The 13,352-nt window shown below is 70.1% G+C and carries 13 protein-coding genes; 12 read left to right on the forward strand and 1 reads right to left on the reverse strand.

Annotated elements, in window-relative coordinates:
• Positions 1-152 precede the first annotated feature (152 nt).
• The 3 genes from SJY11_RS13335 (at position 153) to SJY11_RS13345 (ending at position 3,351) form a co-directional block, all read left to right on the forward strand.
• Positions 153-1,583 (forward strand): Do family serine endopeptidase, encoded by a 1,431-nt coding sequence (locus tag SJY11_RS13335; protein ID WP_376987081.1) that lies wholly within the window; start codon positions 153-155, stop codon positions 1,581-1,583.
• A gap of 175 nt (positions 1,584-1,758) precedes the next feature.
• A complete protein-coding gene (locus SJY11_RS13340) occupies positions 1,759-3,069 on the forward strand; it encodes a replication-associated recombination protein A (RefSeq protein ID WP_376987082.1) in 1,311 nt (436 codons plus the stop codon).
• Between the two features lie 99 nt (positions 3,070-3,168).
• On the forward strand, positions 3,169-3,351 hold the full coding sequence (locus SJY11_RS13345) for a hypothetical protein (protein ID WP_376987083.1): 183 nt from the start codon (positions 3,169-3,171) through the stop codon (positions 3,349-3,351).
• Positions 3,352-3,534: 183 nt separating this feature from the next.
• On the opposite strand, the gene SJY11_RS13350 is transcribed toward SJY11_RS13345, so the two are convergent.
• Entirely contained in the window at positions 3,535-4,881 is a 1,347-nt protein-coding gene (locus tag SJY11_RS13350; protein WP_376987084.1) for a hypothetical protein, read from the reverse strand.
• Positions 4,882-5,005: 124 nt separating this feature from the next.
• Here SJY11_RS13350 and crcB point away from each other — a divergent pair, with 124 nt between their 5' ends.
• The 9 genes from crcB (at position 5,006) to SJY11_RS13395 (ending at position 13,349) form a co-directional block, all read left to right on the forward strand.
• Complete coding sequence (gene crcB, locus SJY11_RS13355; protein WP_326905540.1) at positions 5,006-5,389, forward strand: fluoride efflux transporter CrcB; 384 nt, start codon at positions 5,006-5,008, stop codon at positions 5,387-5,389.
• Positions 5,386-6,765: an RluA family pseudouridine synthase gene (locus SJY11_RS13360; protein WP_376987085.1), complete on the forward strand. Its 1,380-nt coding sequence runs from the start codon at positions 5,386-5,388 to the stop codon at positions 6,763-6,765. Before crcB ends, SJY11_RS13360 begins: the two co-directional genes overlap by 4 nt.
• A gap of 85 nt (positions 6,766-6,850) precedes the next feature.
• On the forward strand, positions 6,851-7,357 hold the full coding sequence (locus SJY11_RS13365; RefSeq protein ID WP_376987086.1) for a hypothetical protein: 507 nt from the start codon (positions 6,851-6,853) through the stop codon (positions 7,355-7,357).
• A gap of 34 nt (positions 7,358-7,391) precedes the next feature.
• On the forward strand, positions 7,392-8,117 hold the full coding sequence (locus tag SJY11_RS13370; RefSeq protein ID WP_376987087.1) for an HAD-IA family hydrolase: 726 nt from the start codon (positions 7,392-7,394) through the stop codon (positions 8,115-8,117).
• 290 nt (positions 8,118-8,407) lie between these two features.
• On the forward strand, positions 8,408-8,845 hold the full coding sequence (locus SJY11_RS13375) for a hypothetical protein (RefSeq protein ID WP_376987089.1): 438 nt from the start codon (positions 8,408-8,410) through the stop codon (positions 8,843-8,845).
• Positions 8,846-9,106: 261 nt separating this feature from the next.
• Positions 9,107-11,107: an acetyl-CoA carboxylase biotin carboxylase subunit gene (locus SJY11_RS13380; protein WP_376987090.1), complete on the forward strand. Its 2,001-nt coding sequence runs from the start codon at positions 9,107-9,109 to the stop codon at positions 11,105-11,107.
• Positions 11,108-11,311: 204 nt separating this feature from the next.
• Positions 11,312-11,932, forward strand: coding sequence for a glutathione S-transferase family protein (locus tag SJY11_RS13385; RefSeq protein ID WP_376987091.1), 621 nt, complete (start codon positions 11,312-11,314; stop codon positions 11,930-11,932).
• A 53-nt stretch (positions 11,933-11,985) separates the two neighbouring features.
• Positions 11,986-12,492, forward strand: a complete 507-nt coding sequence (locus tag SJY11_RS13390; RefSeq protein ID WP_376987093.1) for a hypothetical protein — start codon at positions 11,986-11,988, stop codon at positions 12,490-12,492.
• 68 nt (positions 12,493-12,560) lie between these two features.
• Positions 12,561-13,349, forward strand: a complete 789-nt coding sequence (locus SJY11_RS13395; protein ID WP_376987094.1) for a YdcF family protein — start codon at positions 12,561-12,563, stop codon at positions 13,347-13,349.
• Positions 13,350-13,352 lie beyond the last annotated feature (3 nt).

The raw sequence follows: 13,352 nt of genomic DNA on the forward strand, positions 1-13,352 counted from the left end.
GAAAGGGCGGCCTTCGGGTCGCCCTTTTTTCGTTGGCGAGGGCAATCCAGGTTTCCGGGCGTTGATGGCGCTGCCGGCCGTCCTGCTGGAAATCGCCCCGCCATCGGCCTATCTCTCGAGGTGAGTCGTGCCGGTCGCAGAGGAGACGCCAGATGCAGCGCAAGGCCACCATCACCCGCGGGGCACTCCTCGCGGCGGCGCTGACGGCATCGTCGCTGGCCTCTGCGCCTGCGCTGGCGCAGACGCCGCTCCGGCAGGTGCCGGAGTCGCGTCAGGAGATCTCCCTGTCCTTCGCCGGGGTGGTCAAGAAGAGCGCGGCTGCGGTCGTCAACGTCTATGGCGCGCGGGTCGAGAAGCAGCCGCGCAACCCGTTCATGGACGATCCCTTCTTCCGGCGCTTCTTCGGCGACCGGGGCTTCGGCGTGCCGCAGGAGCGGGTGCAGCGCTCGCTCGGCTCGGGCGTCGTGGTCGATGCGAGCGGGCTCGTCGTCACCAACAACCACGTCATCGAGGGCATGAGCGAGGTTAAGGTCGCCTTCGCCGACAAGCGCGAGGTCGAGGCGACGATCCTGCTGCGCGATCCGCGCACCGATCTCGCCGTGCTCAAGCTCAAGAACGCCAGGGATCTCGTCGCGATCGAACTCGCCGATTCCGACAGGGTCGAGATCGGCGACATCGTGCTGGCGATCGGCAACCCGTTCGGCGTCGGCCAGACCGTGACGCAGGGCATCGTCTCGGCGCTGGCGCGCACGCAGATCGGCGTCGGCGACGCGCAGTCCTTCATCCAGACCGACGCCGCGATCAACCCCGGCAATTCCGGCGGCGCGCTGGTCGACATGCAGGGTCGCGTCATCGGCATCAACACGGCGATCTTCTCGCGCTCCGGCGGCAGCCACGGCATCGGCTTCGCCATTCCCGCCGCGATGGTGCGCGTCGTCGTCGAGAGCGCCCGGACGGGTGCCACGACGGTACGCCGGCCCTGGTTCGGCGCAAGGCTGCAGGCGCTGACGCCCGATGTCGCCGACGGGCTCGGTCTCGACCGGCCGGCCGGCTCGGTCGTGGCGGGTGTCGTCGACAAGGGCCCGGCGGCGGAGGGGGGGCTGCGCCGCTCCGACGTGATCCTCGCGGTCGACGGCTTTGCCGTCGACGATCCCGAATCCTTCGGCTACCGCTTCGCGACGCGCCCGCTCGGCGGTGTGGCGACGCTGACCGTGCTGCGCTCCGGCAAGCGCCTCGTGCTGCCGGTGAAGCTGGTGCCGGCGCCCGAGCTGCGGCCGCGCGAGCCGGTGACGCTGGCGGGGCGCACGCCGCTGTCGGGCATCACCGTGATGAACCTCTCGCCGGCGCTGGCCGAGGAACTCGCGATCGACGCCGGCACCGAGGGCGTCGTCGTCGCCGAAATCGAGGAGGGCAGCACGGCGGCCCGCGTCGGATTCCGCAAGGGCGACATCATCCAGGCGCTGAACGGCGAGGCGATGACGCGCTCGCGCGATGTCGAGGCGGCGCTGAGGGAGCGCCAGCGCGCCTGGGAGGTGACGATCTCGCGCGGCGGCCAGAGCGTGACCTCGGTGTTTCCGGGATGAGCGAAGCTCCCCCCGGAGTGAGCTACAATCTCTGTCATTCCGGGGCAGGCCGAAGGCCTGAACCCGGAACCCACGACCGGGTGAGCGTTCCCATGAGCATCGGTGGGGCTCAGCCCGGTCGTGGGTTCCGGGTTCGCCGCTCTGCGGCGCCCCGGAATGACAGGATGAGGCGGGTATGAGCGATCTCTTCGCTGCCTCGGGGCTCGACAAGGCCGGGCCGCGCCCGCTCGCCGACCGGCTGCGGCCGACGACGCTCGGCGAGGTCGCCGGCCAGGAGCATCTCACCGGGCCCGAGGGCGCGCTGACGCGGCTGGTGCAGTCGGGCTCGCTCGGCAGCCTGATCTTCTGGGGGCCGCCCGGCACCGGCAAGACCACGGTCGCGCGGCTGCTGGCGGGGCAGGTCGATCTCGGCTTCGAGCAGATCAGCGCGATCTTCTCCGGCATCGCCGACCTCAAGAAGGTCTTCGAGCAGGCGCGGGGCCACCGGCTCGGCGGTAAGGGCACCCTGCTCTTCGTCGACGAAATCCACCGCTTCAACCGGGCCCAGCTCGACGCCTTCCTCCCCGTGATGGAGGACGGCACGATCACGCTGGTTGGTGCGACGACCGAGAACCCATCCTTTGCGCTGAACGCCGCGCTTTTGTCGCGCGCCCGGGTGCTGACCTTCAAGTCGCTCGACGAGGGCTCGCTCCTGTTCCTGCTCGGCCGCGCCGAGCTGCTGGAAAAGCGCGAGCTGCCGCTGACGCCGGAGGCGAAGCTCGCACTCGCCCGCTTCGCCGATGGCGACGGGCGCGCCGTGCTGACGCTGGCCGAGGAGCTCTGGCGCGCGGCACGGCCGGGCGAGATCTTCGACGAGGCGGGGCTGGCCGAGGTGATCCAGCGCCGGGCGCCGATCTACGACAAGGCGCAGGACGGCCACTACAACCTGATCTCGGCCCTGCACAAGACGATCCGCGGCTCGGACCCGGATGCCGCGCTCTATTATTTCGCCCGCATGCTCGATGCCGGCGAGGACCCGCGCTTCCTGGCCCGGCGGCTGGTGCGGATGGCGGTCGAGGATATCGGGCTCGCCGATCCCCAGGCGCTGGTCCATGCCCGCGCCGCCGCCGAGACCTATGAGCAGCTCGGCTCGCCGGAGGGGGAGCTCGCGCTCGCCAACACGGTGATCTATCTGGCGACCGCGCCGAAATCGAACGCCGCCTACAAGGCCTACAAGGCCGCCCGCCGCGTCGCTGCCGAGCGCGGTTCGCTGATGCCGCCCAAGACGATCCTGAACGCGCCGACCAAGCTGATGAAGCAGGAAGGCTACGGTGCGGACTACGCCTACGACCACGACGCACCCGACGCCTTCTCCGGCCAGGACTACTGGCCCGACGCGCTGGGCCGGCAGATGTTCTACGACCCGCCGGAGCGCGGCTTCGAGCGCGATATCCGGAAAAGGCTGGAGTATTGGGAGAAGCTGAGGCTGGAGCGGGGGGAGGGCTGAGAAGCGGCTCGGATACCTTGATCGAGAACAAAGCCGCGCGCCCCTGCCGGCCTATCCTCACCCGCGCGCCCATCCCCGGGCCGTGCCGGTGCCTCGCTTATGATCTCGCTCATCGCCCGCGCTCTCCTGATCGTGCCCTCGCTGATCGCGGGCTGGTTCGTCTCGGAGGATGATGTCGCCTATTGGGTCGTCGCCTTCGCGATCGGGCTGGTCTTCATCCTCCTGACCATCGCCTTCGAGCTCGATGTGCATCCGCTGCTGCGGCGCGGGTCGAAGGGGTAGGGGCGGGGCCAAGCCAGCCTCAGCCCTCATCCTGAGGAGCGCTTCGTCAGAAGCGCGTCTCGAAGGATGGTGCTGAGGGTTCCGGAGCCTCCTGGAGCCTCCTTCGAGACGCCGCTTGGCGGCTCCTCAGGATGAGGGCTGGCGTCTCCAAGCGGCACGGTTCCGCAGAGACTTTGCCGCCCCTCAGAACGAGCGCTCGATGAAGAGCTGGGCCGAGAGCTGGCGGCCGCCCAGCGTCAGCGGCAGGACGCGGTCGGCGATGGCGACGCGGGTCCAGGCGACCGAGCCCTCGATCCCGGCCTTGAGGCCCTCCACCGGGGTCCAGACCAGATTGGCGCTGGCGCGGTCGATCTTCAGCTTGCCCTTGGCGGCATTGGTCAGCGGCAGGGTGAGCTGGTAGCGGCTGACGAAGAGGTTGCTGGCGAGTTCGTCGGTCCATTCGCGCCGCGCCGCCAGCACGCCCGAGAAGCCGCGGCTGGAATCGGCGCTGGTCAGGACCTGGCTGACGATGGTCGCATCGAGCGAGGAGCCGATATAGGCGGGGGCGTCGACCGCGCCGGCGAGCTGCGCCGTGATCTCGCCGGGGCGGCCCAGGATCGGCAGCTCATAGGTCGCGCCGATGATGCCGGCGCGGCCGAGCTTGGGCACCGAGCCCGGCACGTCGCGCAGCGCGCCGGCCATGTGCAGCGTCAGCCCGCCCTGGGTGTAGGTCAGGCGCGCGACGCCGTCGGGCACGCGGCCCTTGACCACGGGGATGGTCGCGGTCGTCGCCAGCGTCGGGTCCTCGACCGAGAGCGCGAGGTTCCAGCGTTCGGTCAGGTCGCGCTGCCAGCCGATCAGCCCGACATTGCGGCCCGGCAGCCGGGCGCTGAAGGCGAATTCGTCGCCGGTCCAGAAGCTGAAGAACGTGCCGGTCAGGCCGAAGGTCATCGTCCCGACCGTGACGATGGCCTCGTCGAGCGTCATGCTGTCGGGCTGGTCGGTGCCCGGCCGCATTGACATCTCGACGGCCGAGCCGATGCGCAGGCCCGAGGCGAGGTCATGGGCGGTCTCGATCCGCAGCGAGGTGCTGGTCGGCCAGGAATAGGCGGGCGGGGGGGCCGCATTGCCGGCGCGGGGAATGCGGTAGCTGTCATATTGCAGCCCGGCGGTGACGCTGCCGGAGACGGCGAGGCAGGTGCTCGAGCCCGGCAGGATCAGGCCGGGGACGTCGTCGTCATCGTCAGCATCGTCGTCCGCGTCATCGTCGTCGTCATCGTCGTCCGCGTCGTCATCGGTGTCGTCCTCGGCGTCCGGCGCGGCAGCGGCGCTGGCCTCCTCGGCGGCTGGGAAGAGCGGGGCGATGTCGGGCGGCTTGATGATGCAGCTGCGGGCGAATTGCGGGGCGCTGGCCGGGAGCGGGCGGGGCGGGGCGGCCTGCGCGGCCGCGAGCGCGATACAGGAGACGGCAAGCGCCAGCAGGAAGGCGCGCCCCCTGCGTCCAGCCGCGAAGCCGCCGCCACAAGCCGTTGCCCCGGCCCCCTCGCGCATGTCGTTACGTCGCCCCCCCGGCCCCAGCGTCAAGACGCCGCCGCTACACCTTTCAGCTTGGCGGCCACCCGGCAAGAGCCCGATTTCGTTTGTGCGCAGGCGATGCGCTGGCTATTGCAGGGCGATGACCTCCACGCTCCTCGTCTTTTTCGGCGCCGGCCTCGGCGGCGTGATGCGGCACGGCATCAACCTCGTCTCGCCGCGCTGGTTCGGCACCGGCTTTCCCGGCGGCACCCTGCTGATCAACATCCTCGGCTCGGCGCTGATGGGGCTGATCGCGGGCTGGCTCGCTTTCAGGACGCAGGCCGGCTGGTCGCAGCATGCCAGGCTGTTCCTGACGACCGGCATCCTCGGCGGCTTCACCACCTTCTCGGCCTTCTCGCTCGACGCCGTGCTGCTCTGGGAGCGCGGCGAGACCGGGCTGGCAGTGGCCTATGTGCTCGGCTCCGTCATCCTCTCGCTGGCGGCTCTGCTCGCCGGCCTCGCACTCGTCCGGAGCCTGTCATGAGAACCGGTGGCAAAGCGGGTGGCGGCAAAGCAGGCGGCGGCAAGGGCGCGGGGGTGGGTCCCAGGCGCGGCGGACGGCCGCCGGCGTCAGGCGCCCCCCGCGGGCTCGGGGCCAAGGCCAAGCGCCCGAGCCATGACGCCCGCCGCTCGGCGCAGGCCTCGGCCCGCGCCCGGCCCGAGCGCGAGGAGGCGGAGGTCAACACCACGCCGACGCGCAACCCCAAGCCGCATCATCCCGCGCCCCGCGCGGCCGGGCCGCGGCAGCCTGCCGCACCGACCGCCCCGCGGCCGGCCGGCAAGCCCGCCGCCGCCCGCCGCGCGCCGGTGAGCGACACGCCGACGCGCGCCGAGGTGAAGGCGGAGACGGCGCAGGTGCTCGCCACCGGCGTGCAGCAGCTCATGGTCACCGCCGACGAGAACGAGATGCGGATCGACCGCTTCCTCGAAAGCCGTTTCCCGCAGCTCTCGTTCAGCCACATCCAGCGCATCGTCCGGAAGGGCGAGTTGCGCGTCAACGGCAAGCGCGCCGACAGCAAGGACCGGCTGGAGGAGGGGCAGACGGTCCGGATCCCGCCACTCAAGCTCGAGCCGCAGGAGAGCCGCCCGCGCTCGGCCAAGGCCGATGGCGACACGCTGGAGTTCTTGCGCTCGATCACGCTCTACGAGGACGAGGACGTGATCGTCCTCAACAAGCCGGCGGGGCTCGCCGTTCAGGGCGGCTCGGGCACGACACGCCATGTCGACCAGATGCTCGACGTGCTGACCGACAAGAGCGGGCAGAAGCCGCGCCTGGTCCACCGGCTCGACAAGGACACGGCGGGCTGCCTCGTCATCGCCAAGTCGCGCTTCGCGGCGGCGACCCTGGCCAAGACCTTCCGCTCGCGCTCGGCCCGCAAGGTCTACTGGGCGCTGGTGGCGGGCGTGCCGCGCGTGCGCCAGGGCCGGATCTCGACCTATCTCGCCCGCGAGGAGGCCTATGACGGCGACCAGCGCATGGCCGTGGCCAAGCATGGCGAGGACGGCGCGATGCATGCCGTCACCTATTACGCCGTGGTCGAGACCGCGGCGCAGAAGCTCGGCTGGCTCTCGCTCAAGCCGGTGACCGGGCGCACGCACCAGCTGCGCGCGCATGCCGCCCATATCGGCCACCCGATCGTGGGCGACCCGAAATATTTCAACATCCAGAACTGGGAGCTGCCCGGCGGCATTCAGAACAAGCTGCATCTGCTGGCGCGGCGCATCGTCGTGCCGCATCCGCGCGGCAAGGGCACGATCGACGTCAGCGCGCCGCTGCCCCCGCATATGCGCCAGTCCTGGAACCTGCTCGGCTTCGACGACGCGCCCTACGACCCGATCGTGGACGCGCCGGACGAGTGAGCGCTGCAGGGCGAAAGAGAACGATTGCGGAACAAAACGAAATGTGTTTTCTTTTTGTTCCCATCCCTCCGACGCTGGTGCTCCGATGATCCGTTGCGCGTTCCTGCTGGCTGGCCTCGCTTTCACCGCTTCCGTATCCCTGTCCGTTCCTGCGCTGGCGCAGAGCCCGGCTCCCGCGCCGGCCCGCGTCGCGGCCGCCCCCGCCGACGAGCCGGTGCCACGCGCCGAGCGCGCCAGGGCGCGGCAGGATTGTCTCGCCGAACATGTCGCGCTGTCGGGCGAGGATCTGCGCGCGGCGATGCGCGACTGCATCCAGGCGAAGTTTCCCGGCGTGCAGCTCTATGCGCGCGACGGCGTCACCCGCGACGGCAAGCCGACCGCGGTGGCGGCGCGGGCGGCCTGCAAGACGGATGTCGATGCGCGCGGGTTGACCGGCTCGACGCGCACCGCCGCGCTCGTCGCCTGCTTCAACGAGAAGCGCCCGGACCTCGCCCAGCGCGCCGAATGCCGCAAGGATGCGCGCGGCAAGGGGCTCGACGGCGACGAGCTGCGCAAGGCGGTGGATGCCTGCGCGCGCGAGGCGCGTTCCTGAGCGGTCGCTGCGGGGCAGGGCGGCGTCGGCGCCGGTGGATCGCGCGCGCGATCCGGGCTACAGCGCCGCCATGGACCTCATCCTCTTCGACCTCGACGGCACTCTGATCAACTCCGAGGCGATCCTGCTCGCCGCGCAGCACGAGACCTTCGCGCGGCACGGGCTCGCCCATCCCGGCCGCGAGGCGGGGCTCGGCGTGGTCGGGCTGACGCTCGACATCGCGCTGATGCGGCTGGGCGGGCTGCACGCCCCCGATGCGGCGCTGGCGGCGACCTACAAGGAGGTGTTCGGGGCGATGCGGCTGCAGGCGCAGGCCGATGCCGCGCTCGACGAGCCGCTCTTCCCCGGGGTCTCCGAGACGCTGGCCGCGCTGGCGGGGATGCCGGGCGTCCAGCTCGGCATCGCCACCGGCAAATCCCGGCGCGGCGCCGAGTACATCGTCGAGCGGCATGGCTGGCAGGGCCTTTTCGCCACGATCCAGACCGCCGATGATGCGCCCTCCAAGCCGCATCCGGGCATGATCCTGCGGGCGATGCAGGAGACCGGTGCGCAGCCCTCGCGCACTGCGATGGTCGGCGACGCCTCGTTCGACATCGAGATGGCTGTGGCGGCCGGCGTGATCCCCGTTGCGGTGTCCTGGGGCTTCCAGCCGGTGGCGACGCTGGTCGCGCTCGGCGCGCGGCATGTGCTCGACCGCTCGACCGACCTGCCGGGCGTGCTGGGGCTTCCAGAAGCCGCGGCTGTCGGTGAGCCGGTCTGACTTAGGCCGCCATGCTCGGGCTTGACCCGAGCACCTCGGAAACCCGCGTTCCCACCGCGAGAGTCCCGGATCTGCGCTTCGCCTCGCCCGAGACTGACGGCTCTACATGGCCGTCAGTGCCGGATGCGCCACCGTCCAGTAACATCCCCGCAACCACATCCGCTCAGAGCCGTTTAACCTGAACGCACGTTCAGGTTTGGCTGTTAACCACCTGCTGGCGGGTATCGATCCATGGTGTTCCTACAACAGGAACGGACCGGCAAAAAACAACGCCGGACAGGGGTCGAACAATGATGGGTCATGAGCTTCGCGAATTCGTCGACCAGGTGATGGATCGTCTGACGATCACTGACGAGGACGTCGCTGTTCTTCAGCGTGACATCTTGGCGGACTGCATCCTGACCCGCGACGTCATCGATGTCCTCGTGGCGCTGGATCGGGCGGTGCCCCAGCGCTGCGAGGCCTTCGGGGACGTTCTGATCGCGGTCGTCGTCGACTTCGCCGTCTGGCAGAACCGCCCGACCGGCGTGATCGACCGCGACAAGGCGCATTGGCTGGTGACGACGCTCTCGGCCGGCGAGGGTCCGACCGCCACCGCCCGGCGCATCGCCTTCGAGATCGTGCGCGAGGCCGAGCGCTGCGACGAGGCCCTGATCGGCTTCGCCCTCGACAAGGGCCATGCCAAGGCGATGCCGGCCTGGCCCGAGCGCGTGCTGCTGGCGAGCTGAGCCCGTCGCTTCACACCCGCCCGACACCGACTTTCGCATTGGTGGACGGCGGGGGCGGTGTCCCCTACATCCGAGACCCGGATCGGCGTGCCGCATGGCTCACCGGTCCGGGTTTCGTGCTTCGGGGCTGTGCGAAAAACCGGTAGCCGGTTTTGCCGGACATGCTCTAACTGGGCGCGAGGGCATGCTGCAGGAAACCGGTTCGGAGCATCGGACCCCGGCATGCCCTGGACTCGTCGACGGCCGGGGGAGGCGCCACGCATGTTCTCGAAGATCCTGATCGCGAACCGCGGCGAGATCGCCTGCCGAGTCATCAAGACGGCGCGGCGCATGGGCATCAAGACGGTCGCGGTCTATTCGGATGCGGACCGCGACGCGCTTCATGTCGAGATCGCCGACGAGGCCGTGCATATCGGCTCGGCCCCCGCCGCCCAGTCCTATCTCGTGATCGAGAAGATCATCGCGGCCTGCAAGCAGACCGGTGCTGAAGCCGTCCATCCCGGCTATGGTTTCCTGTCCGAGCGCGAGGCCTTCGCTCAGGCGTTGAAGGATAACGGCCTCGTCTTCATCGGCCCCAATCCCGGCGCGATCGCGGCGATGGGCGACAAGATCGAATCCAAGAAGGCGGCGGCCGCGGCGAATGTTTCGACGGTGCCGGGCTTTCTCGGCATCATCGAGAGCCCCGAGCATGCCGTCACCATTGCCGACGAGATCGGCTATCCCGTGATGATCAAGGCGTCCGCCGGCGGCGGCGGCAAGGGCATGCGCATCGCCCATTCGGCCGGAGAGGTGGCGGAGGGCTTCGCCCGCGCCAAGTCGGAAGCCGCGTCCTCCTTCGGCGACGACCGCGTCTTCGTCGAGAAGTTCATCGTCGATCCCCGCCATATCGAGATCCAGGTGCTGGGCGACAAGCACGGCAACGTCATCTATCTCGGCGAGCGCGAATGCTCGATCCAGCGGCGCAACCAGAAGGTCGTCGAGGAGGCGCCGTCGCCGCTGCTGGACGAGGCGACGCGCCGCAAGATGGGCGAGCAAGCGGTCGCGCTCGCCAAGGCGGTGAACTACGATTCCGCCGGCACGGTCGAGTTCGTCGCCGGCCAGGACAGGTCCTTCTTCTTCCTCGAGATGAACACCCGGCTTCAGGTCGAGCACCCGGTGACGGAGATGATCACCGGGATCGACCTCGTCGAGGAGATGATCCGCGTCGCCTATGGCGAGAAGCTGCGGCTCAGCCAGGCCGAGGTGAAGCTGAACGGCTGGGCAGTCGAGAGCCGCGTCTATGCCGAGGATCCGACGCGCAACTTCCTGCCCTCGACGGGACGGCTGGTGACCTATCGCCCGCCGGTCGAGGGGCCCGACGGCGACGCGGTCGTGCGCAACGACACCGGCGTCTACGAGGGCGGCGAGATCTCGATCTATTACGACCCGATGATCGCCAAGCTCGTCACCCATGCGCCGACGCGCGAGGCAGCGATCGCGGCGCAGGGGCGCGCGCTCGATGCCTTCGCCATCGACGGCATCCGTCACAACATCCCCTTCGTCTCGGCGCTGATGCACCATCCGCGCTGGATCGCCGGCAATCTCTCGACCGGCTTCATCGCCGAGGAGTTTCCCGAGGGCTTTTCCCTGCCGGCGCCCGAGGGCGAGATCGCGCTGCGCCTGGCGGCGATCGCGATCGCCTGCGACCACAAGCTCAACCAGCGCAAGCGCGCGGTCAGCGCGCAGATGGAGGGCTGGCGCCGCGTCGCCTTCGACCGGACGCGCGTCGTGCTGATCGGGGCTGAGCGCTTCGAGGGGCAGGTCGGCGAGCAGGGCGGGGCGGTCGTCATCGATTTCGGTGCCCGCAGCGTCACGGTCGCGAGCGAGTGGCGGCCGGGTCAGCCGGTCTGGCAGGGAACGCTCGACGGCATCGCCATCGCCGCGCAGATCCGCCCGATTGCGAACGGTTTCGCGCTCGGCCATGCCGGCGCCTATGCGGATGCCGTGGTGCGCACGCCGCGCGAGGCGGAACTCGCCGCGCTGATGCCGGTGAAGGTCGCGGCCGATACCGGCAAGGTGCTGCTCTGCCCGATGCCGGGCGTGGTCAAGGCGATCTCGGTCACTGTGGGCCAGGAGGTCAAGGCCGGCGAGGCGCTGTGCATGGTCGAGGCCATGAAGATGGAGAATGTGCTGCGCGCCGAGAAGGACGCCACCGTCGCCAAGATCCTGGCGAAGGAGGGCGATTCGCTGGCGGTCGACGCGGTGATCATGGAATTCGCCTGAGGCGGGTCGCAGCGACGCTCGCGTCCGTGCGCTCCGGCGCCGTCATTCCGGGCGAGCGCAGCGAAGACCCGGAATCCGTCGCAGAGCGCTGCCGTCCCAGACAAGCCCGCCGGTGGATGCCGGAGCAGCGCCGCTGGCGCGGCTTGTCCGGAATGACGCTGTGTGAGCAAGCTGCGGCCACACGCGAGACGGAGACCATCTGACATGCTGACGATCTGGGGGCGGATCAGCTCCATCAATGTCCAGAAGGTCGTCTGGGCGGCCGGCGAGGTCGGGCAGAGCTTCGAGCGGATCGATTGCGGCGGGCCGTTCGGCGGGCTGCGCGAGCCGATGTTCCTGGCGAAGAACCCCAATGCCCAGATCCCGGTGCTGGAAGACGGCGACGTCTGCATCTGGGAGTCCAACAGCATCGTGCGCTATCTCGCCGCGCGCTACGGCGCGGGCTGGATCTGGGAGGAGGACCCGGCGCGCCGGGCCGATGCCGATCGCTGGCTCGACTGGATGCAGTCCGCCCTGCAGCCGGCGCTGATGCCGGTGCTGTGGGGGCTGGTGCGCAAGGTGCCCGAATACACCGCTCCCGAAACGGTCGCGGCCGGCGTCGCCAAGGCCGAGGCGCTGATGTCGATCCTCGACCAGCATCTCACGGACCGCAGCTTCCTCGGCGGCGAGCGCTTCGGCATGGCCGATATCGTCGTCGGCTGCGGGGCACATCGCTGGCTGAACATGCCGGTCGAGCGGATCGCGCGGCCGCAGGTCGAGCGCTGGTACAAGATACTGGCCGCGCGCCCGGCGGCCGCGCCGGCGCTCGTGCTGCCGGTCGCATGAAGGTGACCGGCGGGTGGCTTGATCGCGGCGCGGTCGCGGGCACAATGGCCGCCATGCGCTCGATTGGTCTCGCCCTCGGCCTCATCCTCTGCGCGGCCGCGCCCGCCGCCGCCCAGACCGGCCCCACGCTGGCGGCCGACCGGGCCCGGCTCGCCTCCTGCCTGCGGACCAATAGCGGGGCCGCGCCCGCCTGCATCGGCTCCATCGCTGTGGCTTGCGTCGTTACGGCAACGGGCGACCGGCGGGCGGCGGAGGCCGGCTGTGCCCGGCGCGAGGAAGCGGTCTGGCGCGAGAAGCTGGTCCTGGCCGTGCAGCAGAGCGGGCGGCCGCTCGATGCCGGCCAGCGCAGCCGCCTCGTAGCGCTGCAGATGTCCTGGGAAGGCTATGTCGCGCAGAAATGCGCCTTCTATGCCGCGACCCAGCGCGAGGCCCTCCAGCCCGGTCGGCAGGCCGGCTGCGAGCTGCGCGAGGTGGCGGCCCGGGTGCTGGAACTGGAGCGCGCCTCCCGTCCGCAGGCGCCGGCGCGCCGCCCCTCCCAGCCGCCGCAGATCATCCGCTGAGCGGCGTTCACGCGCCGTCAGCTTTCGCCGGCTAGAAGCACGTCAACGCCGCAGCCCGAAGGCCGCCCATGTTCTTCGTTCTCTCCAAGGTGGTCTGGTTCGTCCTGTCGCCGGTGAACCTCTCCATTCTGCTGGCGCTGCTGGCGGCGCTGCTCGCCTTCACCCGCTTCGCGAGGGCGGCGCGCTGGCTCGGCGTGGTGTCGCTGTGCTTTCTGGCGCTGATGGCATTCAGCCCGCTGCCGCGGCTGGTGATGTGGCCGCTGGAGAACCGCTTCCCGCAGCAGCCGGCCGAGAAGGGGCCCGTCACAGGGATCATCATCCTGGGCGGGGCGATCGGCGTCGCCCGCGGCGACGTGGTGCTGACCAGCGCCGCGGCGCGGATGACCAAGGCGGTCGAGCTCGCGCGCCTGCATCCGCAGGCGAAGATCGTCTTCACCGGCGGCGCCGCCAATCTGATCTCGCCGGTGACCAAGACCGAATCGGACGGCGCGAGCGTGCTGTTCGAGGGGCTCGGCCTGCCGCGCGAGCGGATCCTGCTCGAGGACAAGTCCCGCAACACAAGAGAGAATGCGCTCTTCACCAGGCAGCTGGTCGATCCGAAGCCCGGCGAGCGCTGGCTCTTGGTGACCTCGGCCTGGCACATGCCGCGCTCGATGGGCGTGTTCAGAAAGGCGGGCTTCGCGGTGGAGGCCTTTCCGGTCGACTACCTGACCGAGGAGCAGGCCTCAGAATTCGTGCGCGTCTCGGGGCGCGCGCCGCGCGGGCTGATGATCGCCGATGACGGCTTCAAGGAGTGGGTCGGGCTCGTCGCCTATCGCCTTGCCGGCTATACCGACGCGCTGTTTCCGGGGCCGTGAGGG

The organism is Allobosea sp. R86505 (assembly GCF_042466375.1).
In the GTDB taxonomy this organism is placed as follows: domain Bacteria; phylum Pseudomonadota; class Alphaproteobacteria; order Rhizobiales; family Beijerinckiaceae; genus Allobosea.